The sequence below is a fragment of the Gilliamella sp. Choc4-2 genome (assembly GCF_001690355.1).
In the GTDB taxonomy this organism is placed as follows: Bacteria; Pseudomonadota; Gammaproteobacteria; order Enterobacterales; family Orbaceae; genus Gilliamella; species Gilliamella apicola_A.
On sequence record NZ_LZHG01000046.1, the window covers coordinates 17,372 to 39,327 of the forward strand.

Sequence of the window (21,956 nt, forward strand, 5' to 3'; positions counted from 1 at the left end):
AAATCTTATTATTAATAAATTTGTTAGGTCAAGTGGCTTTACAACACCTATTATGTCAATATACACAAAAATGATTTATAAAGGTAAGGGGAAAATCAATAATATTGCTAGTTGTATTTTTTGTAAAACTATAAGAAAAGTGATCTAGGGTTATAAAGTCTTTTTAAGATACTAAATGGTGCCCGGGGCGAGACTTGAACTCGCACGGCCAAAAAGGCCGAGGGATTTTAAATCCCTTGTGTCTACCGATTTCACCACCCGGGCTTGAAATTAATTACTAGAAAGTAATTGTGTTTTGAATGATAGCATTTTACCTATGCTATCTTTTCAGTCAATAAAAATTTGATATTAACTGTGTAATTGTTCAATGTTTAATTAAAATGAAAATTTCTCAAAGCATTTCATTGTACACTAGCTTGCTATTAAATCTGTTTAAAGCTTTTATTTGCTATCTAATAAATCGCTATGAGCAACGAACAAATATTGTAACATTGATATCAAAGTTAAAATGGTTGCAAGTATTAAAGCTGCAAGACCAGCATAAATAACCATATTACATGGTCTCCATAATAACCATGTCAATGCTGTCATTTGGGAAATAGTTTTTATTTTTCCTAGCGATGAAACAGCCACATTATTGCGTTTCCCTATTTCAGCCATCCATTCACGTAGAGCCGATATTATTATTTCACGTGAAATAATGATAATTGCAGGAATAGAGATCCACCAAGCTTGATAGTATTGAGTTATAAGAATAAGTGCTATAGTTACCATAATTTTATCTGCTACAGGATCAAGAAATGCACCAAATTTAGTAGTTTGTTTCAACCTGCGAGCAAGATAACCATCAAAGACGTCTGTAACAGCGGCTATTAGAAATAATAGTGCAGAAAAAAAACCTGACCATTCATAAGGTAAGAGATAGAACGTCAACACAAAAAAGGGGATTAAAATGACTCTAAATAATGTTAAAAATGTAGGGATATTGATTTTCATGTGACATCAGCTCTTTTTTGTTTTATTAATCAAATAATTAGTGATAATTAAAAAAAACAGGTTTTCTTAACGCTTATGTTGCCTCAAATATTTTAATTTTTCAATGCGTTATTGCCGTAAATTTAAATAAATTTTTTCGGCTAAAGATTTAGAAATACTTTGCACTTGTGCGATCTCATCAATACTAGCATTTTTTAGCTCTCTTAAGCCACCAAAATGCTTAAGTAATGCTTTTCTTCTTTTAGCTCCGATCCCTTGAATATGTTCTAATGCACTATCCGTTAACTGCTTTACACCTTTCTTGCGTTGCCCCATAATCGCATGATCATGTGAGGCATTTCGAATTTGTTGAATTAATAGTAGAGCTGGAGAATGATCATCAATATAATGGCCAGCTCCATGCGCTTCAAAGAAAAGTGTTTCAAGCCCTTCTTTTCGTTCTGCACCTTTAGCAACACCAATTAAAATAGGGTGATTTTTATTCCAGTTTACTTCTAAACATTCAAATACTTTTAAAGCTTGGTTTAGTTGCCCTTTACCTCCATCGATAAAGATTATATCAGGTACTTTTTCTTCTGGAAGATCCTTCTTACTATAACGACGAGTTAAAACTTGCTCCATAGCAGCGTAATCATCGCCAGGTGTTATGCCTGAAATATTATAACGGCGAAATTCCGATTTAACAGGACCTTTATCATCGAATACCACACAAGATGCTATTGTATTTTTGCCCATAAAATGACTGATATCAAAACATTCCATTCGGTTAATTTTATCGATCCCCAAAAAAGATTTTAACGCATCATATCGTTGTTTTATTGTGGAATTTTCTAATAGTTTATTTTTAACTTCAGTTTGAGCGTTTACGGTTGCGATATTCAATAATTTAAGATTATCTCCCTTAGGCTCATCAATTAGTTTAACTTGATGCTCTGCAATAAGTGACAGGGTCTCTTCCATTGGTTGTTTATCAGACAATGAAAAGTTAAGTAAAATCTTTTTAGGGATATTTCTGTTTTGATTGCCTTGTAAATAGAACTGCCCTAAAAAGGTTTCGATGACTTCTTCTAGTTCAGTATTTGATGGAACCTTAGGAAAATAAGAACGATGCCCAAATGTTTGCCCATTGCGAATAAACAGTACATATATACAAGCTAAACCTAACTCATAATGGAATCCAATAACATCAAGATTATCATTATTGTTATATATTGCCTGTTTTTCATTGATGTGTTTTATTGCTTGAAGTTGATCACGCAAAACTGCCGCTTTTTCAAAGCTGAGTTCGCTACTAGCTTTTTGCATATCTTCAGTTATTTTTTGTATTATCTGATCTGATTGACCTGATAAAAATAATCTAACATAGTTAACTTGCTCTAGGTAATCTTCATCGCTGACTAATCCTGGAACACAAGGACCCAAGCAACGTTTAATTTGATATTGTAAGCAGGGCCGAGTTCGGTTGCGATAGGTTGAATTTAAGCACTGTCTTATTGGAAACGTTTTTTGTAATAAAGCTAATATTTGCTTTACTGCATATCCACTAGGATAAGGACCAAAAAACTCATCTTTTTTTCGATTGACTGCTCCACGATAAAGGGACAGTTGAGGATGTCGTTCTTTACTTAGCTTTATAAACGGGTAGCTTTTATCATCTTTTAAAAGCACATTATATCGTGGTTGATGCTTTTTGATATATGTCTGTTCAAGTAGTAGAGCTTCGGTTTCAGTATTGGTAATTGTAAATTCAATGCGATGGATATGGCTAACAAGCATATCCGTTTTTAATGTTTTTTTGCTGTTATTAAAGTAGCTTTTTAATCGATTATTAAGATCTTTGGCCTTTCCCACATAAATAATCGTTTCTTTATCATTAAACATTTGATAAATACCCGGCTTATGTGGGACTTTTTTTAAAAAAGTAGTTGAATCAAATTGGCTCATATTAGTTTTCGAAGGTGAGGTTTTTTTTCTCTATAATCCTCATAATGGTGCTAAGTAAGCCATTTATCAAGAGGTAAACTAAGCCTGCAACAATAAAAATAGAAAAATCATAATAATCACTATTTAATTGATTGCTATATCCCATAATGTCCATTACTGGAATCATCGATGCTAATGCCGTACCTTTTACAACAAAAACGATCTCATTAGAGTAAGTTGAAAGAGCTCGTTTTAATGCATAAGGTAAAATAACTTTTAATGTTTGTTTTTTATCCATACCAAGTGCTTCACAAGCTTGCCATTGTCCTAGAGGTAACGATTTTAATGCACCGTAAAATATTTGTGTAGTATAAGCTGCACTATTAAGTGTTAAAGCTAAGTATGCGCAAAACCAAGGTGATGAAATAAGTTTATAAAGTGCAGGTACTTTGCTTAATGTATCACTAAATTGTGATGGTCCATAATAGATTAAAAATAATTGTACAAGTAGCGGAGAACCGGTAAATAAAATAATATAAGTACGAATCGCTTTAGTTAAAGCATACGAATTTAATGACAATAAACAAGATAAGATGATTGCTAGCAATCCTGCCGATAAAATTCCTAAAATTCCTAAGGTTAATGTATTAGGTAGACCTTGAAGTATGATTTTAAGATAATAAATAAAAGTATCAAACATAATAAGACCTTACTAATTTTTTGCTGATGTTGGTGTTGGATGTTCAAAATAGGTTGAACGCTTTTCAATTCGTGATATAACTTTTTGACTTAAAATTGAGATAATTAAATAGATAGTCATTGCAATGAAATACCATAAAAAAGGTTGGTTTGTTCTAGCTATAATTGCTTTTGTTTGCATCATCAAATCATTAATAGCAATAGCTGATACTAGTGCTGTATCTTTTAACAAAATTAACCATTGGTTACTTAATCCTGGTAATGCATGACGCCACATTTGTGGCATTATGATACGAAAAAACGTGCGTGATTTACTAAGTCCAAGTACTTGGGCTGCTTGCCGCTGCCCATTTGAAATTGTTTTAAATGCACCACGCAATGTTTGTGAAGCATAAACCGCATATAAAAGTGAAAGTGCAGCAACACCACATAAAAAAGGATTAATATTAAAATCTTGAATGTCTAGCTGTATTGTTAATGAAGCAAAGTAAAGGTTAATGGTAAAACCATCATTTAATAATATGAGTAATAACGGTAATCCGTTATAAATAGCGACAACAATTAATAGTTCAGGTAAAGCGCGAATCGTTAAATTAAAAAGTGACATTAACCACGCAACAGGTTTAATTGAAGACAATTCTAATAGTGTAAAAATAAAGGCAAAAAATATGCCTACCACTAATGATGCTAAAGCTAATGATAATGTAATTGATGTTGCTTGTGTTAGTGGCAATATATATCCATCCATCAAAGATAGAATCCAATTTATTTTATTCGTTAGAAAGTCTGACATAAGAAAACCGTTGTTAAATTAACATTGTTTAATAAAAAATAAACTCGCCACAAAATGTGTGGCGAGATCATAATGACGTCGATTTTTACTATTTAATGGCTATTTGTTAAACCATTTTTTATAAATGGCGTCTAATTCACCATTTGCTTTTAGTCTATCAAGAGCTTGGTTAAATTGATTTAATAATTGATCATTACCTTTACGTACTGCTATACCTAAACCTTCGCCAAAAAATTCGTGATCGGTGATTTTATCTGCTAGTGGTACAATATCAGCCTCCTTATCTAGCCATTCACCAGCAACAATTGAACTTGATACGATCGCATCAATTCGTTTTGCTTTTAAATCTAAAAAAGCAAATTGATAACTATCGTAACTGACTTGTTTAACATCAGGGTATTTTTCACTTAGATATTTTGGATAAGTTGTTCCTTTTTGAATACCAATGCGTTTACCTTTTATTTGTTCAAGATTAGTTAATGTATCTTTTAAGGTAATAAACTGGATCGAACTATCATCATAATAAATTTTAGTGAAATCAACTTGTTTTTGACGTTCAAGAGTCACATCAATTCCTGCTATTGCTGCATCGATTCGGCGTGTTTTTAAGCTTGGAATTAAGCCGTCAAAAGATTGATTAACAATTTTGCAAGAGGCTTTGATTTCGTCACAAATTTTATTAATCACATCAATATCGAATCCAACAATTTCATTTTTTTCATTCGTAAATTCAAAAGGAGCATAAGTTGCTTCTGTGCCGATGGTTAAAGTCTCTGTAGCTTGAGTAACAAAGGCTGTTCCTGCAAAAAAAATAGCAAGTAATATTTTTTTCATATATCCACCTAATTTTATTTTAATTAATGTGACAAATAAGATTTAAATTTTTCAGTTTTAGGATGAGCAAAACATTCAAGTTGTCCTTGCTCTATAATTTTACCTTGTTCCATATAAATTACTTGTGAAGCAACTTTACGAGCAAAATCAACTTCATGAGTAACTATAATTTGTGTAATACCTGTCTGTGACAGTTCATTAATAATTTCAGCAACTTGTGAAGTAATAGCTGGATCTAATGCCGCCGTTGGCTCATCAAATAATAAGATTTGAGGTTCCATCATTAATGCCCTAGCTATTGCAACACGTTGCTGTTGTCCACCAGATAGGTGAAGGGGATAACGATGGACCATATCATTAATTTGTAGTCTTTCTAATATAGCCATTGCTTTATCACTTGCTTCTTTTTTTGATAATTTTAATACTTGGCAAGGTGCTTCGATCAAATTTTCTAGCACGGTTAAGTGCGGCCACAAATTATAATTTTGAAAAACCATACCTACATGTTTTCTTAATAATCTAACCGTTGATTCATTAATTTTTTTAGAAAAATCAAAATATGAGTTAGCAATAGTCATGTTTCCTGATGTTGGAATTTCAAGTAAGTTAAATACTTTTAATAAAGAACTTTTGCCTGCTCCACTTTGGCCTAGTAATACAATTGTTTCACCCAGTGGATAGCAGAGTGAAACATCATTTAATGCCTGATGTTTACCATAAAAGCAGTTAATATGGTTTAATTCAATATTCATTGTTCATTTTACTTAAATTAAAAAATTGACTAAATATTACTTTTTTTTGCATAAAAATGCAATCTAAAATATTAGACTAATTACTCTCAGTTTAATAAATATACTAAAAAGGTATCAGCTTAATTATATTAATCTAAATATAAAATTTATTAATGTTCATCTGAGATAATTGGAATAACCGGACCAAGATATTTGGGTTTTTTATTAAGAATATAGAGATCGATAAAAGCACTAACACGAGCAAACATTTCTCTTATTCGCACTAATTTCATACTTCTTGGTGCTGGTACAGCAAAACATTGAGCTTGGATATTTTGGGCGAGTGCAATAAATATGGCTCGTTCACAATGAAATTCCTGAGTAATAATCGTAAAATCATTTGCATCAAAAACTTTGTTTGCACGAACTACTGAATCAAAGGTCCTGAATCCTGCGTAATCTAATACTATTGCTTCACGGGGTATTCCTGCTTTAATTAAATCCTTTTGCATTGTAATAGGTTCATTATAGCTCAAAAGTGCATTATCACCACTTAATAATAGATAATCTACTTTACCTTGCCAATAGAGATCAATAGCCCCATCAATGCGATTGCGGTAAAAACCATTAATACCTCCACCCCGTACATATTTTGAGGTACCGAGAACAACTCCGACTGCTCGATAAGGTAACTTATTTTCATCATGATAAATTAAAGGCGCAGTTTTATAACTAATCCATAGATCAAGGCCAATAATTGAAGCTATAGAAATCAAACAAAAAATGACAAAATAAGTTATAAATCTTTTTAATTTCATGTTAAAACCAATCGAAAAGAAATACTATCATTGGAAATAAAAATGGTGCTGTCAATGAAGTCATGATACCGCATAAGACTAATGATAAAGAACTGTAAGCTCCTTCATTATAATCAATTTCAATACAACGAGCTGTGCCGACAGCATGCGATACCGCACCTATTGATAATCCTCTTGCTGGTGCTGATTTTATTTTTATTAAATTTAATATCTGGTGCCCAAATATAGCACCCAATGTTCCAACCAATATCACGCATAATGCAGCTATTGATGGAACTCCATCTTGGTTATTTGCAATTGTTACCGCAATAGCTGTAGTAACTGATTTTGGTAATACTGATGCGGCAATTTCTTTATTTCCACCAAGCCAAAATACAATGCAAACTCCCGTTATCATGGATGCAAGTGAAGCAGTGAAAGTAATAATCATTATTGATTTCCATCTAGCCTTAATTTGTGGAATAAGTTCATATAAAGGGTAGGCAAGGGCTACAACAGAATAAGGTAACAAATAATTAATAATTTGCACGTTATTAACATATTGAGTGTAATTTGTTTTGGTTATTAGTAATATTGGGATTAAAACAATAACAGTCACTACTAGCGGATTAAATAATGGATTTTTTATTTTAAACGATATTTTTCGAACAATGAGAAAAACACAAAGCGTTAATGGCAGCATCCATATCATGGCTAATTATCCTCATTTTTTAGTGATACAGTTGGATCTTGATTTACTGTTTTATGAAAATGTTCTGTTAAAAAAGCAGTAAAAAGCAGCACGATTAGAGTACTGCCAACACTGCCAAATATAATTGGTACCCAATTTTCTAATAAAAGTGAATAATTTTCCATAATACCCATTGCTGCAGGAACAAAAAGTAATGTCATATAGCGCATAAAAAGATTACAACTATTTTTTATCCAACAAGTGGGGATTAATTGAAAAGCCAGTAAAAAAAATAAAATTAACAATCCAATAATACTATCTGGAATTATTATTGGTAATAATTTAGAGATTATATTACCTATCCATAAACAAAGAGTTAAAACTAGAAGACCTCGACCATAACTAAAAATAGTATAGTATAAAGAATATAGTCGATGTTTAATTGTGGCGTGCTTAGCTAAAAAATGTTTCATAATATAAATGCTAATCACCTTAATTTTTAATTATGATGATTATACCTATTATTAGGATGAAATATACTTATCTATATCATACGCCTGCTAAAATTAATTATCCAATTAAATAAAGACAATAATTATAAAGTTGTTTAATTATAGCTAGTTTTTTGGGGTGCTGAATATAGTTTTCAGCAAGTTGCTCTAATGTTAATAAATAATCTTGTATTTTTAATGTATTAAGCTTATCACGACAATAATCTAGCCAGATTATTTGTTCTTGTTCTGTTAGTGATTGTGGATAATTTCTAGCTTTGTATTTGAAAAATAAAGGGGCTAAACGAGAATCATCAAATGTTAATGATAAAGTATCTAACAAATTAGCAGGTGTTGTTCGTATAGTTTCGCAACGTAGGCTATCTTGTTTATTTAAAAAGCCATTATATATTTGGGCATCGACATCAGGATGAGTAGAATAATTTTCATTTATTGCAAATAATTCTGTCATTTTATTTTGTAGTATTTTTTGATACTGAAATAATTTTTGTTGCTTGATTAAACAGAGATTTACATCAATATTAAATCTTTTTGCATTTTGTGATAATAATGTTTTTATTGGGGCTACGATAGGGCATTTATTAATATGAATTAACTTTAAAGGAATGCGTGATTCATTAAGCTCAAGATCTTGTGTTTTTGTATAGAGCTTTTCTTTAATCTTTTCTACAGGTAAATCAATAATTGAATCAATATCACCCATTAAGTCACACACAATCACAGCGTTATTTTGTAATGGATGCCAAGCAATAGGGCAAACTAATGACATATTGCCACGATAGTTACCGAGCATGCCCGATATATGAATAATAGGTGTCATGTTAACGATATCAATAAGTTCTGCAACTTTATTTTTATTTCGTAATGTAAAAAAATAATTGAAAAGTTTAGGTTGTTTTTCTTTTATTAATTTAGCTATTGCAATAGTTGCATAGACATCTGACATTGCATCATGTGCATGTTCATGCTCAATGTTATTCACCTTTGATAAATGCTCTAAACGAAAGCTTGGTAGACCTTCATCATTTATTGGCCAATTAATTCCTTCTGGTCTAAGTGCATAACAAGCTCGAACCACATCGAGAAGATCCCATCTGGAATTTCCATTTTTCCAACTATAAGCATAAGGATCATAAAAATTACGATATAAAATATTTCTTGTTACTTCATCGTCAAAGCGAATATTGTTGTAACCTAAAATACACGTATTGGGCACACTAAATGCTTGATGGATTAAACGAGTAAATTCCGCTTCACAAAGACCTTTTTGGTTCACTTTCTGGGGAGTAATTCCTGTAATTAATACTGCTTCAGGATTTGGTAAGTAATCTTGAGCTTGTGAACAATATATAACCAACGGTTCTTCAATAATATTAAAATCTTCATCAGTCCGAACTCCAGCAAATTGAGCTGGCCTATCTAAAGCTGGATTGATGCCAAAGGTTTCATAATCATGGAAATAGAAAGTGAATTGCTTTGTGTTAATTTTCATTAATTCATTGTTTTTTTATTGAAATGTATAGATTTTGTCTTATTAAAGAACATTAAATACAATATCTATTTTAGATAATCTTTAAATAAATACCAATAATTTTGGGGAGCTATTATATCAGAATATAAATAATATATTAAATATTATATCAAATCAGACGCTGTAGTAATTATTTGTGGATGTAAACTCTAATTTGATGTAGCTAACATGAAAAAAACAATTATTGAGTTATCTTTATAAATTTGAATATAAGTATGTTGATTGCTCTTATGAAATCATTAACTAATGATATACCTATTATTTTTGGAGATTAGGAATATGGTCAAAGGTTGATTTACGTAATAAATACATATTAAAATTCGAAAAGCAAGCTTTCACTATATGGGAGCATCTAAAAAAATTGAAGATACATTCTAATGGAAAAATTAAATTTATTGGATAATAATACGGGGGACAAGTTGTGTAGTAAAGAAAAGGTAATTAAATAGGTGAATTGATTAAAACTATTTATTATCATTTTGATATAATTATTAAAAATGGATAATAATAAGAATTAAAGGGAACGTTGTTATCAATAACTGCTAAATTCCCTTACTTAAGAAGAGATATGAAAAATATGATTTTAGAAAATTTAATTTGTCGGTGTACTTTCAATGATATTAGCTAATTTTTCAAGTGTTATTCTTAAAATCTTAGGCATTGAATCAATTTCAATTGAGTCCATTAAATTTTTAACATAGAGACCTAGTTCAGTATCACCTTCAACAATTAAACGACGTTGAAAAAATAGTGTATCAGGGTCTTGTCGTCTCGTTGCAATCATTATCAAATCATTAGCATTACCAATAAAACTCACATCAGCGAGTTCTTCTCGACTTACGACCAGTTTATTATTAATCAAACTTACAAACCAAACAAGTTCTAGGTCGGTAACTTGAATTTTTAGCCATCGGTTTTCTAAAAAATCAAGCTCACCGTCTTGCAGTGAATTTTTAAATTGTAGTTGCAGTAATTGCTCTATTGCATATTTTTTTAAATTGAATGGAATACACTGTAAAGCTAGCCCCAAAACTTCAGGGGCTTTGTCAACAAACCGAGCATGGGCTTTAGCTAAAATGTGTTGTTTATTTGCTACCATTTATTAATCTCCAGATATCATTTTTTCGTAAATATCTAAATCATTATTTAAATGCTCAAAAGTTTCTTCGCTGACTTCGCTACGAATTTTCATTTGTAGTAATGCTGTACGTTCAGCGCCAATTGCAACTAAACGCATACGTCGTTCAAGATTTTCAGCTTCTAGCGATTTTTGTTCCAAATCTTTAAGGCCTGTTCGTCGTCTTAGTGATCCTATAACACGCGATCCAACCTCATGTATAATTTCTTGATCTAAGCCAGAATCTGTTGTTTCTTGAAGTAAATTACCTTGCATTTTTTCTAAACTGACAATTGCTTCTTCAGCCATCTGACCTTTGACCGTTAGAATTTCATTTTCTTGCGCAGAATTATCTAAAATAACACTACCACGTAATAATATAGGTAATACGATTACTGCTGTAACTAAAGAAATTAAAATAATACCGGTTGCAATAAAAACAAGCTGGTATCGCCCACTGATTGTCATCGGGATAGATAAAACACCCGCAAGTGTAATTGCTCCACGAACACCAGCAAAGGTCGAAATCCATAGATCTCTAGTTGAATAGGATCTAAAAGCAAGTGGTCGTTTAGTACCTAATGGCATGGTAGGCATATGTTTCATTGCCCATAACCAAGCAAATCTTGTGCCCATTAATACAATAAAAACAAATAAGACAATAAGACACAACTGCCAAACTTCAATTGATGAATCTGTTTGATTTTCAGCGAAAGTATTATTAAAAATACTTGGTAGCTGAATACCTAATAAAACAAATACAAATCCATTAAATACAAAGGTTAACATGGACCATGTGCTATCTGACTGTAAACGTGCAGTTAAAGGTGCATTTCTCATCATATTTGAATGGTTGACAGTCATACCAGCACTCACTGCGGCTAAAATACCAGAACAGTGGCATTCTTCAGCAATTATGTAAGTCGCAAATGGAAGTAAGAATAATAAGACAATTTGAATTGCAGGATCATTATGCGTAAGTTTATTTATTTTACGTAATATACGTGCATATAACCATGTAAACAAAACACCAATAGCAAGCCCCCCAATTGCAACTCCAAAGAATGTTAAACTAATTCTTAGTAAATCAAATTGTAACAATCCTGCCGCTATGGCAATTGCAAATTTTAATGATACTAAGCCAGAAGCATCATTCATTAAAGCTTCACCTTCAATAATTTCCATTTTTTCTTTTTCTATGCGTCCTTTTCCTACAATACCACTTAAGGCAACAGCATCGGTTGGAGATAATACTGCAGCGAGAGCTAAAGCTGCTGCTAATTGAACATTTGGCAATATCCAATGTAAAAAATAACCTAACGCAATAATCGAAATCACTACCAAAACAAGTGCTAATCCAACAATTTCTCTTACGTTATAAACAAAATCTTTTACTGATGTTTTGCGTCCATCGGCAAAAAGTAAAGGAGGTATAAATAAAACAAGAAATAATTCTGGATCAAATTTTACATATATGCCGAAAGCAGCTAACGTACAACCCAATAGTATTTGCATAAGTGGTAATGGAATTTGAAACGGTAGCATTTTTATAACGACACCAGAAAGTGATACAATTAAAACAAGGAGTAATATCGTTGAGAAAAGTTCCATAGTTTTCTTTTAGTTATCCTATAATCATATTAATAATTAGCCATTGATTATATCGGAAATTTAGGTTAATTTCAGAAGAAAATTTAAAAAATCATTCATTTTTTAATCAAGTAATCTTTTTATTAAAAATAATAATCTTGTAATCAAAAAGGCATCTAAAATGGAAAGCTGGAAAAGGGCATTTACATTACATACTCGAGCTTACAGTGAAAGCAGTTTATTAGTTGATCTATTTGTTGAAAATGCAGGAAAAATAACAGTTTTAGCCAAAGGAGCTAGACGAAAACGATCTGCATTAAAAGGGGTTTTACAACCTTTTACACCTCTTGTTGTGCAATATTCTGGTCAAGGTGAAATAAAAATATTACGCCAAGTTGAAGCGATGTCACTTGCTTTACCTCTTGCTTCTGTTTATTTATACAGTGCTTTTTATTTGAATGAATTGTTACATCGTGTTTTAATTGCCGAAACAGAGATGTCCACACTTTTTGATAATTATTTAGATAGCTTGCAAAAATTGGCTAGGCAAGTACCTGCTGAAAATGTATTACGCTGTTTTGAATTAACTTTATTAGAAAATTTGGGATATCACGTAGATTTTTTTCATTGTGGTTACACAGGCGAAGATATTGTTAGCACTATGAGTTATCAATATCAAATAGAAAAAGGGTTTATGAGTAGTTTACTACAAAATAGCTCTAGTTTTACTGGTGAACAAATTTTAGCTTTGGGAAAGCGTGACTTTAATAATAAAGACACACTTAAAGCTGCTAAACGATTTACTAGAATGGCTTTAAAGCCTTATGTAGGTTCAAAACCATTTAAAAGTAGGGAGTTATTTTTAAGGATATGAAATTTTTTAACTCGTAAATATTAAATTTAATTTCAGTATTGATCGAAATATTTATGATGTAATTAATAAGTAGAGTAATAATCGTATTTTAATTATGTGCATTAAAAGATTATGGTTAATATTTCTATTTATTTTAATTAAAAAGATAGAAAATAAAGAAGACGTAGCATGAGCATTATTTAAAATCCTTATAATAAGTGGTAATATACGCGATCTATTTTTTATGTGCGCATGTGCGCTTTCTTGTGGTGCACCACTGTTATAAGGATTTATTATGCCAATTATTACTCTTCCTGACGGAAGCCAACGTCAATTCGATAAACCAGTTACTGTTTTAGAAGTAGCTCAAAGTATTGGAGCTGGGCTTGCTAAGGCTTGTATAGCTGGGCGTGTAAATGGTGAACGTAAAGATGCCTGTGATGTCATTGAACAAGATGCAACATTAGCCATCATTACAGCCAAAGATGAAGATGGACTCGAAATTATTCGTCATTCTTGTGCACATTTATTGGGTCATGCAATTAAACAACTATGGCCTAATACACAAATGGCTATTGGTCCAACAATTGATAATGGCTTTTATTATGATGTTGATTTAGATCACTCTTTAACTCAGGAAGACATTGATGCACTAGAAAAACGCATGCATGAGTTGGCTAAAAAAGATTATGAAGTAAAAAAAGAAGTGGTTAGTTGGGAGCGTGCTAGAGAAGTCTTTTGGAAGCGGCATGAACCATATAAAATTGCTATCTTAGATGAAAATATTCCAAAAGATTCAAAACCAGCACTTTATCATCACGAAGAATATATTGATATGTGTCGTGGACCACATGTACCTAATATGCGTTTTTGCCATCATTTTAAATTACAAAAAGTAGCTGGCGCTTATTGGCGTGGTAATAGTGATAATAAAATGTTACAACGTATTTATGGAACTGCATGGGCAGAAAAAAAACAACTTGATAGCTATTTACAATTTTTAGAAGAAGCGGCTAAACGAGATCATCGTAAAATTGGTAAACAACTTGATCTTTATCATATGCAAGAAGAAGCACCTGGTATGGTGTTTTGGCATAATGATGGTTGGATTATTTTTCGTGAACTTGAGGTTTTTGTTCGTACTAAATTAAAAGAATATAATTACCAAGAAGTAAAAGGTCCATTTATGATGGATCGTATTTTGTGGGAAAAAACAGGGCATTGGGGTAATTACAAAGAGTTAATGTTTGTAACATCCTCAGAAAACCGCGAATATTGTATTAAACCAATGAACTGCCCAGGACACGTACAGATTTTTAATCAAGGGTTAAAATCTTATCGTGATTTACCGTTACGTATGGCTGAGTTTGGTAGTTGCCACCGTAATGAACCATCAGGCTCTCTGCATGGTTTAATGCGTGTTCGTGGCTTCACACAAGATGATGCGCATATCTTTTGTACTGAAGAACAAATTCGCAGTGAAGTAAATAGCTGTATCAAAATGGTTTACGATACTTATAGTACTTTTGGATTTACCAACATTACCGTTAAATTATCAACTCGTCCAGAAAAACGTATTGGTAAAGATGAGACTTGGGATTTAGCTGAAAAAGATTTAGCTGAATGTTTAACTGAAAATGGTATTGAATTTGAATATCTACCCGGTGAAGGTGCCTTTTATGGACCAAAAATTGAGTTTACATTACATGACTGTTTAGGCCGTGCATGGCAATGTGGTACAGTCCAGCTCGACTTTATGCTACCAGAGCGTTTGGATGCGACTTATGTTGGCGAAGATAATGAACGTCATATTCCGGTTATGATTCACCGAGCTATTTTAGGGTCAATGGAACGTTTTATGGGTATATTAACTGAAAACTGTGCTGGTTTTTTCCCTACATGGCTTTCCCCGCTACAAGTTGTTGTGATCAATATTACTGATAATCAAGCCGAATATGCCAAACAATTATCCGAACAATTACAAAAAGTTGGTATTAGAGCAAAAGCGGACTTGAGAAATGAGAAAATTGGGTTTAAAATTCGTGAGCATACATTGAAACGTGTTCCATATATGTTTGTCTGTGGAGATAAAGAAATGGAATCGGACACTATTTCAGTTCGAACTCGCCAAGGTAAAGATCTTGGTAGCTTTGAAGTGAAACATGTTATAGAATTGTTGCTTAACGAAATTCATAGTCGTTCATTAGAACAAATGAATTAATGATAAATTAATTTGGAGGAATGAGATATTAAAGTCAGTAAACGAATTCAGTCAACACGCGCGCATAAAATTAACGATGAAATTACTGCACGCGAGGTGAGGTTAACCGGCGTCGATGGTGAGCAGCTCGGTATTGTAAGCTTAGACGAAGCTTTAAAACAAGCGGAAGAAGCAACTCTTGATTTAGTTGAAATAAGCCCTAATGCAGAGCCACCTGTTTGTCGAATTATGGATTATGGCAAATTCCTCTACGAAAAGAGTAAAGCAACAAAAGAGCAGAAGAAAAAGCAAAAGATTGTTCAGGTTAAGGAAATTAAATTCCGACCTGGTACAGACGAAGGCGATTATCAGGTAAAACTCCGCAGCCTGATTCGCTTTCTTGAAGATGGCGATAAAGCTAAAGTCACGTTACGTTTTCGTGGTCGTGAAATGGCTCACCAGCAGCTAGGTTCTGAAATGCTTGATCGCATTAAAGAGGACTTAGCAGATTTGGCTATCATTGAATCTTATCCAACTAAGATCGAAGGTCGTCAAATGATAATGGTTCTTGCGCCGAAGAAGAAATAATGGTTTTTACAAGCTAATTTTTAATTTACTAAAATTTACACCATTATTTTATTTTTATTAACAATGCGAAGTGGAAATTAATAAAATGCCTAAAATTAAAACTGTAAAAGGCGCAGCAAAGCGCTTTAAAAAAACAGCTTCTGGTGGCTTTAAGCATAAGCAAGCTAACAAGAGCCATATCTTAACTAAAAAATCAACCAAACGTAAACGTCATTTACGTGGTTTGACAACTGTGTCAAAAGGCGATTTAGGTTTAGTTACTGCGTGTGTTCCATACGCTTAATTCATTGGTTAATTATTTAGAGGATATAGTTTATGGCTCGTGTTAAACGTGGTGTTATTGCTCGTGCACGTCACAAGAAAATTTTAAAACAAGCAAAAGGCTATTATGGTGCTCGTTCACGTGTATATCGTGTTGCTTTCCAAGCTGTAATCAAAGCTGGACAATATGCTTATCGCGATCGTCGCCAACGCAAACGTCAATTCCGTCAATTATGGATTGTTCGTATTAATGCTGCAGCTCGTCAATGCGGTCTTTCTTATAGCCGATTTATCAATGGGTTAAAGAAAGCATCAATTGAAATTGATCGTAAGATCTTAGCTGATATTGCTGTATTTGACAAAAATGCATTTGCTGCATTAGTTGAAAAAGCAAAAGCGGCATTATAATGTTTTCATAAAAGCCGAGATAACTCGGCTTTTGTCATCTTAGTAATTAATATTTTAAAAAGTAAATTAATTATGAAGTTAGTTATTTTTTGTTTCTTTTTTGACTTAATGAAAACTTTACTCATGAGGCAAATGAAAAACGAAAAATAATTATAAAAGCCTCAGAAGAGGCTTTTTTTATATGATGAATAATAAGCAGGAGAGAACCAATGTCTCAACTAGTTGAACTAGTAAATAATGCCAAATCCGCTATTGAAAGTACTAATGATACTAATATGATCGAACAGATTCGCGTGGAATATTTTGGTAAAAAAGGTCATTTTACAATGCAAATGGCTTCATTACGTAATGTTCCTGCCGATGAGCGCCCAGCTGTTGGTCAAAAAATTAATGACGCAAAGCAAGAGGTTATTGAGATATTAAATCAAAAGCGCAATTTTTTAGAGCGCCAGGCTCTTAATGTTAAATTAGCTAATGAAACAATTGATATTACATTGCCAGGTAAATCACTTGAATTAGGAGGGCTACATCCAGTAACAAAAACAATTAATCGGTTAACTGATTTATTTTGTGAACTAGGCTTTGTTGTTGAAACAGGTCCTGAAATTGAAGATGATTACCATAATTTCGATGCATTGAATATTCCTGCTCATCACCCTGCTCGTGCTGAGCATGATACCTTTTGGTTTGATACAAAACGATTGTTAAGAACACAAACTTCAACTGTGCAAATTCGTACTATGGAAAATCAAAAACCACCGATTCGAATAATTGCACCAGGTAGAACTTATCGTAATGATTATGATCAAACTCACACACCGATGTTCCATCAAATGGAAGGTTTGTTGATTGACAAAGATATTAGTTTTACGCATTTAAAAGGATTACTACATAATTTTCTGCAATGTTTTTTTGAAGAAAATATGGAAATACGTTTTAGACCAGGATACTTTCCATTTACAGAACCTTCAGCTGAAGTGGATATTAAAGCTAAAAATGGTAAATGGTTAGAAGTATTAGGCTGTGGAATGGTTCATCCTAATGTATTACGTAATGTGGGTATTAATCCTGAAGTTTATAGTGGCTTTGCTTTTGGTATGGGTATAGAGCGATTAACTATGCTACGTTACGGTGTCACTGATTTACGTTCTTTTTTTGAAAACGATTTACGTTTTTTAAAGCAATTTAATTAATTCTGGAGATCAAAACATGAAATTTAGTGAAAGTTGGCTACGTGAATGGATCAATCCAGAAATTAGTAGCGAAATGTTAGCCGATCAATTAACAATGGCTGGTTTAGAAGTTGATAGTATTGAAAAAGTAGCAGGTGATTTTACTGGTGTTGTTGTTGGTAAAGTTGTGGAATGTATGCCACACCCAAATGCAGATAAACTTCGTGTAACAAAAGTTGATATTGGTAAATCAGAATTACTTGATATCGTGTGCGGTGCAGCAAACTGCCGACAAGGTTTGATGGTTGCATGTGCTACTGTAGGTGCAATATTACCAGGCAACTTTAAAATTAAATCAGCTAAGTTACGAGGAGAACCCTCAGAAGGCATGTTGTGTTCCTATTCAGAGCTCGGGATTCCTGATGAACATAATGGCATTATTGAATTACCAAATGATGCGCCTTTGGGACAAGATATACGCGAGTATTTAAATCTAAACGATGTCATTATTGACATTAGTGTAACTCCTAATCGAGCCGATTGTTTTGGTATTGTTGGTATTGCTAGAGATATTTCTGCTGTTAACAATATTCCAACAAAGGAACTTAATATTGCAAACATACCAGTAAAAATTACTGATACCATTCCAATCCAAATTGAAGCACCCAAAGCTGCTCCTCATTATATAGGGCGAATAATTAAAAATATTAATACTAATGCAATTACACCATTATGGATGAAAGAAAAGCTTCGTCGAGGGGGGATTCGTTCAATTGATACAGTAGTTGATATAACTAATTATGTATTACTAGAACTAGGCCATCCAATGCATGCATTTGACTTAGCTAAAATTGAAAAAGGTATAGTTATTCGTTATGCTCAACAAGACGAAAAAATAACATTACTGAATGGCAATGAAATTAAATTGAATGATAAAACCTTAGTTATTGCCGATCATCATAAAGCATTAGCTCTAGCGGGCATTATGGGAGGAGATAAATCTGGAGTTAGTAATTCTACCAAAGATATATTCCTAGAATCAGCTTTTTTTGCTCCGTTGGCTATTGCAGGTAAAGCTCGTGAATATGGTTTACACACTGATGCTTCACATCGATATGAACGAGGTGTTGATCCAACTTTACAACTTACCGCTATGGAGCGAGCTACTCAATTAATAATTGAAATTTGTGGTGGGGAAGTTGGTCCAATTAATGAAGTAGTAGCTCAAGAAGAAATGCCAAAACAGGCAACGATTCGATTACGTCGTGAAAAAATAGATCGTATTATTGGCCATGTTATCGAAACACAAAAAATTACTGATATTTTAAATCGACTTGGTTGTAAAGTTGAATATATGAATAATATTTGGCAAGTCAAAGTTCCAAGTTGGCGTTTTGATGTGCAGATTGAAGAAGATTTGGTTGAAGAAATTGCTCGTATTTATGGATATAACAATATTCCAAACGCAACTTTAAAAATTGAATCTATTATGAAACCAAAACCAGAAGGAGAAATCTCGTTAGATCGATTGAAAAATTTATTGGTTGATAAAGGTTATCAAGAAGCTGTAACATATAGTTTTGTTGATCCTAAAATACAAAATATAATTCATTCTGAGCAACGTGCCATTAATTTAACTAATCCAATTTCAAGTGAAATGTCTGTAATGCGTTTATCATTATGGTCGGGGTTAGTAGGCGCTGTTTTATATAATCAAAATCGCCAGCAATCACGAATTCGCTTGTTTGAAACTGGATTACGTTTTATACCCGATGATAAATTTGAATTTGGTGTACTTCAAGAATTTATGTTATCTGGTATTATTACTGGAAATTTATATGAAGAACATTGGGAGCTTCCTAAAAGGGAGGTAGATTTTTATGATCTAAAAGGCGATATTGAATCTATTTTTTCACTATTAGGTTGTTTAGAAGATGTTCAGTTTAAGAGATCTGAGTTATCAATTTTACATCCTGGGCAAAGTGCAACTATCCACAAAAATAATGAAATTATTGGTTATTTAGGGGTGTTACATCCAGAAATTGAAAAAAAATTATCTTTAAATAGTAAAACGCTTGTTTTTGAAATAAATTTAGCTAAAATTAGTGGTAAAAAAGTAACTGTTGCTCAAGATTTATCGAAATATCCGTCAAATAAACGTGATATTGCTATTGTAGTTTCAAATGCAATTCCAGCTGCAGATATTATTTCTGAGTGTAAACGTGTTGGTGGAGAGCAGCTAGTAAAGGTGAACCTGTTTGATGTTTATCAGGGTGATAATATTAAAGAAGATCAAAAAAGTATTGCTATCAGTTTGATTTTACAAGATAAATCACGTACACTTGAAGAACAAGATATAACAGACATTGTAAGCAAATGTATTTCTGCTTTACAAATTCGTTTTAAAGCCCTATTAAGAGAATAACAAATATGACATTAACTAAAGCTGATATTGCAGATCGTCTTACCGATAAATTTAATATTGATCGTCAAGAAGCTAAAGTACTTGTTGAACTTTTTTTTGAAGAGATTCGAGTGGCTTTAGAAAAAGGGGAACCTGTTAAATTATCTGGATTTGGTAATTTTGCCATTCGTGATAAAAATTCACGTCCAGGTCGTAACCCTAAAACAGGTGAAAGTGTGGATATTTCAGCTCGAAGAGTTGTTACATTTAGACCTGGTATTAAATTTAGAGCAAGAATAGAAAATAATTTAGTAATTTAATACTAATTTTTATTATTTTTGTTGTATCAATAATAGCCTTTTTTGTAAAAGTCATAAAAGGCTGTTTAATTTTATTTTTAAAAAAGTATTTGTAATTATTTTATAATTCAAGCATAATATATCCGTTCAATGAAGATCCTATGGGTCCTCTTGCAACATTTTTTTGCTCACTAGGTCAGGTCCGGAAGGAAGCAGCCAAAGTAAAGAATATGTGTGTGGGATGTGGCTGATAGGGTCTTCTCCACATTGTTTCCCTTCAAGAATTATTTTTATTAATAATCAAACCGAGAATTTATCTCAAATGAAATAAATTATAATGATCACTTTACTAGTATACTAATTGATAAAACAAAAATAGGTTTATGTAAGAATTGTAGTTATACTTTATTTTGGCAATCATATAGTTATGATAATTATAGAAAAATATATTTTGATAAGTATTAAAAAATTATATTAAACTTTGTATTTCATAGGATTTAATATTGTTACTTACGAACAACACTTGTTATCAAAAAAGATAATAATCAATTAAATAATTTATATGCTTTATTCAAGTAGAAGTAAGATCTTTTAAAATAGAAGAGTGGTATAAAGATTTGAGCTATGTGAAGTTAAGAATATCATTGCTTTTTATCGTCAAAAATTAGATAAAATTTTATCTGAATAATCTACTTATGTGCTGCATCAATTGGTAACACAGAATATCTTTTCAAACCTAATTCTAACAAAACATTTCATTGAGATATTACAGACTATTTTGTAAATGGACGTAGCCCCAATATTGGTATTTTGATTCGTCTATCATTATATTAGATCTGAAAAAATATTAGCCAATGAGATGTTTTAAAGATCTTTATAAAAAGAGAATTTTTGGCTTTAGCTAATAAAGTTGAATAAATTTTAACTAATTTGTCCGTGTTTATCCTAATGAAATTCCTAAACAAGTTAATTACAAAAAGTGAGGATGGTGTTTGCGATAAACTAGAACTTAACGATAAATTTAATTTAGCCAATTATCTCGATAAAGTACTTAAAACTATAGGGATAGTTTGGGCGAACTATATATTATCCAACTGATTTTACTATTAATTTATTTAAAGTTTATTTTATTTCTAATAGTAAACTTAATCATTTTTGACGAGATATTATCCAAAATTTAACTACTATAAGATTAGCAAATTACAGACCTAAAAAACGTAAAACAGAAATCAAACCAATCCCAATATACCCAAACGTTCAGTTAATTTAAATAAAAGAAAGTAAGAAATCGAAAACACAACAAAAGTAAATATAAATAATGAAAAGCACACTAGTTCTAGTTAATAATTATACACTAATGGTAATTAATATAATATCAATTGATTTGATTGACTATTATTATTAATTAAAATAATGTTACCAGATCTATAAGTTATTTCTGTTAAGTGTTATTGTCAATTCAAACTAAAAGCTGTAGTTTGTTATTTTAGATATAGATAAAAAGAATAAATATTTAAACTAATTAATGCACACTATATTTAACATAATATACATTAT

Annotated in this window: 20 protein-coding genes, 1 tRNA gene and 1 other RNA gene; 9 read left to right on the forward strand and 13 right to left on the reverse strand. The window is 31.9% G+C overall.

Going from position 1 to position 21,956, the window contains the following annotated elements; translation table 11 throughout:
• Positions 1–176: 176 nt before the first annotated feature.
• The 13 genes from A9G34_RS06795 to A9G34_RS06855 all read right to left on the reverse strand — a co-directional run bounded on the left by A9G34_RS06795 (position 177) and on the right by A9G34_RS06855 (position 12,235).
• Positions 177–264: transfer RNA gene (locus tag A9G34_RS06795), tRNA-Leu, on the reverse strand.
• 177 nt (positions 265–441) lie between these two features.
• On the reverse strand, positions 442–996 hold the full coding sequence (gene pgsA / locus A9G34_RS06800; protein ID WP_065569274.1) for a CDP-diacylglycerol--glycerol-3-phosphate 3-phosphatidyltransferase: 555 nt from the start codon (positions 994–996) through the stop codon (positions 442–444).
• A 108-nt stretch (positions 997–1,104) separates the two neighbouring features.
• Positions 1,105–2,940, reverse strand: a complete 1,836-nt coding sequence (uvrC, locus tag A9G34_RS06805) for an excinuclease ABC subunit UvrC (protein WP_034945564.1) — start codon at positions 2,938–2,940, stop codon at positions 1,105–1,107.
• A gap of 1 nt (position 2,941) precedes the next feature.
• Positions 2,942–3,619, reverse strand: coding sequence for an arginine ABC transporter permease ArtM (gene artM / locus A9G34_RS06810; RefSeq protein WP_065569275.1), 678 nt, complete (start codon positions 3,617–3,619; stop codon positions 2,942–2,944).
• 12 nt (positions 3,620–3,631) lie between these two features.
• A complete protein-coding gene (artQ, locus tag A9G34_RS06815) occupies positions 3,632–4,366 on the reverse strand; it encodes an arginine ABC transporter permease ArtQ (protein WP_034945570.1) in 735 nt (244 codons plus the stop codon).
• Positions 4,367–4,510: 144 nt separating this feature from the next.
• A complete protein-coding gene (locus A9G34_RS06820; protein ID WP_065569276.1) occupies positions 4,511–5,245 on the reverse strand; it encodes a transporter substrate-binding domain-containing protein in 735 nt (244 codons plus the stop codon).
• 23 nt (positions 5,246–5,268) lie between these two features.
• On the reverse strand, positions 5,269–5,997 hold the full coding sequence (artP, locus tag A9G34_RS06825; RefSeq protein WP_034945578.1) for an arginine ABC transporter ATP-binding protein ArtP: 729 nt from the start codon (positions 5,995–5,997) through the stop codon (positions 5,269–5,271).
• A 149-nt stretch (positions 5,998–6,146) separates the two neighbouring features.
• A complete protein-coding gene (locus A9G34_RS06830) occupies positions 6,147–6,794 on the reverse strand; it encodes an ElyC/SanA/YdcF family protein (protein WP_051825207.1) in 648 nt (215 codons plus the stop codon).
• A 1-nt stretch (position 6,795) separates the two neighbouring features.
• Complete coding sequence (locus A9G34_RS06835) at positions 6,796–7,485, reverse strand: CidB/LrgB family autolysis modulator (RefSeq protein ID WP_034945582.1); 690 nt, start codon at positions 7,483–7,485, stop codon at positions 6,796–6,798.
• Positions 7,486–7,487: 2 nt separating this feature from the next.
• Positions 7,488–7,937 carry a CidA/LrgA family protein gene (locus A9G34_RS06840; RefSeq protein WP_051825209.1) on the reverse strand — a complete coding sequence of 150 codons (450 nt, stop codon included), beginning with the start codon at positions 7,935–7,937 and terminating at the stop codon, positions 7,488–7,490.
• A gap of 97 nt (positions 7,938–8,034) precedes the next feature.
• On the reverse strand, positions 8,035–9,468 hold the full coding sequence (gene sbcB / locus A9G34_RS06845; RefSeq protein WP_065569277.1) for an exodeoxyribonuclease I: 1,434 nt from the start codon (positions 9,466–9,468) through the stop codon (positions 8,035–8,037).
• A 631-nt stretch (positions 9,469–10,099) separates the two neighbouring features.
• Complete coding sequence (gene ubiT / locus A9G34_RS06850; protein WP_442902646.1) at positions 10,100–10,585, reverse strand: ubiquinone anaerobic biosynthesis accessory factor UbiT; 486 nt, start codon at positions 10,583–10,585, stop codon at positions 10,100–10,102.
• A gap of 24 nt (positions 10,586–10,609) precedes the next feature.
• Complete coding sequence (locus A9G34_RS06855; protein ID WP_065569279.1) at positions 10,610–12,235, reverse strand: Na+/H+ antiporter; 1,626 nt, start codon at positions 12,233–12,235, stop codon at positions 10,610–10,612.
• Between the two features lie 160 nt (positions 12,236–12,395).
• On the opposite strand from A9G34_RS06855, the gene recO reads away from it, so the two are divergent.
• The 9 genes from recO to ffs all read left to right on the forward strand — a co-directional run bounded on the left by recO (position 12,396) and on the right by ffs (position 20,655).
• Positions 12,396–13,088 (forward strand): DNA repair protein RecO, encoded by a 693-nt coding sequence (gene recO / locus A9G34_RS06860; RefSeq protein ID WP_065569280.1) that lies wholly within the window; start codon positions 12,396–12,398, stop codon positions 13,086–13,088.
• Positions 13,089–13,362: 274 nt separating this feature from the next.
• Positions 13,363–15,288 carry a threonine--tRNA ligase gene (gene thrS / locus A9G34_RS06865; RefSeq protein ID WP_034945591.1) on the forward strand — a complete coding sequence of 642 codons (1,926 nt, stop codon included), beginning with the start codon at positions 13,363–13,365 and terminating at the stop codon, positions 15,286–15,288.
• A gap of 27 nt (positions 15,289–15,315) precedes the next feature.
• Positions 15,316–15,855 (forward strand): translation initiation factor IF-3, encoded by a 540-nt coding sequence (gene infC, locus A9G34_RS06870; protein ID WP_034945599.1) that lies wholly within the window; start codon positions 15,316–15,318, stop codon positions 15,853–15,855.
• A gap of 85 nt (positions 15,856–15,940) precedes the next feature.
• Entirely contained in the window at positions 15,941–16,138 is a 198-nt protein-coding gene (gene rpmI, locus A9G34_RS06875) for a 50S ribosomal protein L35 (protein WP_034945602.1), read from the forward strand.
• A gap of 32 nt (positions 16,139–16,170) precedes the next feature.
• Positions 16,171–16,524: a 50S ribosomal protein L20 gene (gene rplT, locus A9G34_RS06880; RefSeq protein ID WP_024496189.1), complete on the forward strand. Its 354-nt coding sequence runs from the start codon at positions 16,171–16,173 to the stop codon at positions 16,522–16,524.
• Positions 16,525–16,733: 209 nt separating this feature from the next.
• Positions 16,734–17,717: a phenylalanine--tRNA ligase subunit alpha gene (pheS, locus tag A9G34_RS06885; protein ID WP_065569281.1), complete on the forward strand. Its 984-nt coding sequence runs from the start codon at positions 16,734–16,736 to the stop codon at positions 17,715–17,717.
• 16 nt (positions 17,718–17,733) lie between these two features.
• Entirely contained in the window at positions 17,734–20,121 is a 2,388-nt protein-coding gene (pheT, locus tag A9G34_RS06890) for a phenylalanine--tRNA ligase subunit beta (RefSeq protein WP_065569282.1), read from the forward strand.
• Between the two features lie 5 nt (positions 20,122–20,126).
• The gene (locus A9G34_RS06895; protein ID WP_034945619.1) at positions 20,127–20,420 is read left to right on the forward strand and encodes an integration host factor subunit alpha; all 294 of its coding nucleotides are present in this window, start codon (positions 20,127–20,129) and stop codon (positions 20,418–20,420) included.
• Positions 20,421–20,559: 139 nt separating this feature from the next.
• Positions 20,560–20,655, forward strand: an RNA gene (gene ffs / locus A9G34_RS06900) — signal recognition particle sRNA small type.
• Positions 20,656–21,956: the final 1,301 nt, after the last annotated feature.

Excerpts from the sequence above, each read along its gene's own strand:
- pgsA (WP_065569274.1), bottom strand. The coding sequence starts at position 996 with ATGAAAATCAATATCCCTACATTTTTAACATTATTTAGAGTCATTTTA.
- uvrC (WP_034945564.1), bottom strand. The coding sequence starts at position 2,940 with ATGAGCCAATTTGATTCAACTACTTTTTTAAAAAAAGTCCCACATAAG.
- artM (WP_065569275.1), bottom strand. The coding sequence starts at position 3,619 with ATGTTTGATACTTTTATTTATTATCTTAAAATCATACTTCAAGGTCTA.
- artQ (WP_034945570.1), bottom strand. The coding sequence starts at position 4,366 with ATGGATGGATATATATTGCCACTAACACAAGCAACATCAATTACATTA.
- A9G34_RS06820 (WP_065569276.1), bottom strand. The coding sequence starts at position 5,245 with ATGAAAAAAATATTACTTGCTATTTTTTTTGCAGGAACAGCCTTTGTT.
- artP (WP_034945578.1), bottom strand. The coding sequence starts at position 5,997 with ATGAATATTGAATTAAACCATATTAACTGCTTTTATGGTAAACATCAG.
- A9G34_RS06830 (WP_051825207.1), bottom strand. The coding sequence starts at position 6,794 with ATGAAATTAAAAAGATTTATAACTTATTTTGTCATTTTTTGTTTGATT.
- A9G34_RS06835 (WP_034945582.1), bottom strand. The coding sequence starts at position 7,485 with ATGATATGGATGCTGCCATTAACGCTTTGTGTTTTTCTCATTGTTCGA.
- A9G34_RS06840 (WP_051825209.1), bottom strand. The coding sequence starts at position 7,937 with ATGAAACATTTTTTAGCTAAGCACGCCACAATTAAACATCGACTATAT.
- sbcB (WP_065569277.1), bottom strand. The coding sequence starts at position 9,468 with ATGAAAATTAACACAAAGCAATTCACTTTCTATTTCCATGATTATGAA.
- A9G34_RS06855 (WP_065569279.1), bottom strand. The coding sequence starts at position 12,235 with ATGGAACTTTTCTCAACGATATTACTCCTTGTTTTAATTGTATCACTT.
- recO (WP_065569280.1), top strand. The coding sequence starts at position 12,396 with ATGGAAAGCTGGAAAAGGGCATTTACATTACATACTCGAGCTTACAGT.
- thrS (WP_034945591.1), top strand. The coding sequence starts at position 13,363 with ATGCCAATTATTACTCTTCCTGACGGAAGCCAACGTCAATTCGATAAA.
- rpmI (WP_034945602.1), top strand. The coding sequence starts at position 15,941 with ATGCCTAAAATTAAAACTGTAAAAGGCGCAGCAAAGCGCTTTAAAAAA.
- rplT (WP_024496189.1), top strand. The coding sequence starts at position 16,171 with ATGGCTCGTGTTAAACGTGGTGTTATTGCTCGTGCACGTCACAAGAAA.
- pheS (WP_065569281.1), top strand. The coding sequence starts at position 16,734 with ATGTCTCAACTAGTTGAACTAGTAAATAATGCCAAATCCGCTATTGAA.
- pheT (WP_065569282.1), top strand. The coding sequence starts at position 17,734 with ATGAAATTTAGTGAAAGTTGGCTACGTGAATGGATCAATCCAGAAATT.
- A9G34_RS06895 (WP_034945619.1), top strand. The coding sequence starts at position 20,127 with ATGACATTAACTAAAGCTGATATTGCAGATCGTCTTACCGATAAATTT.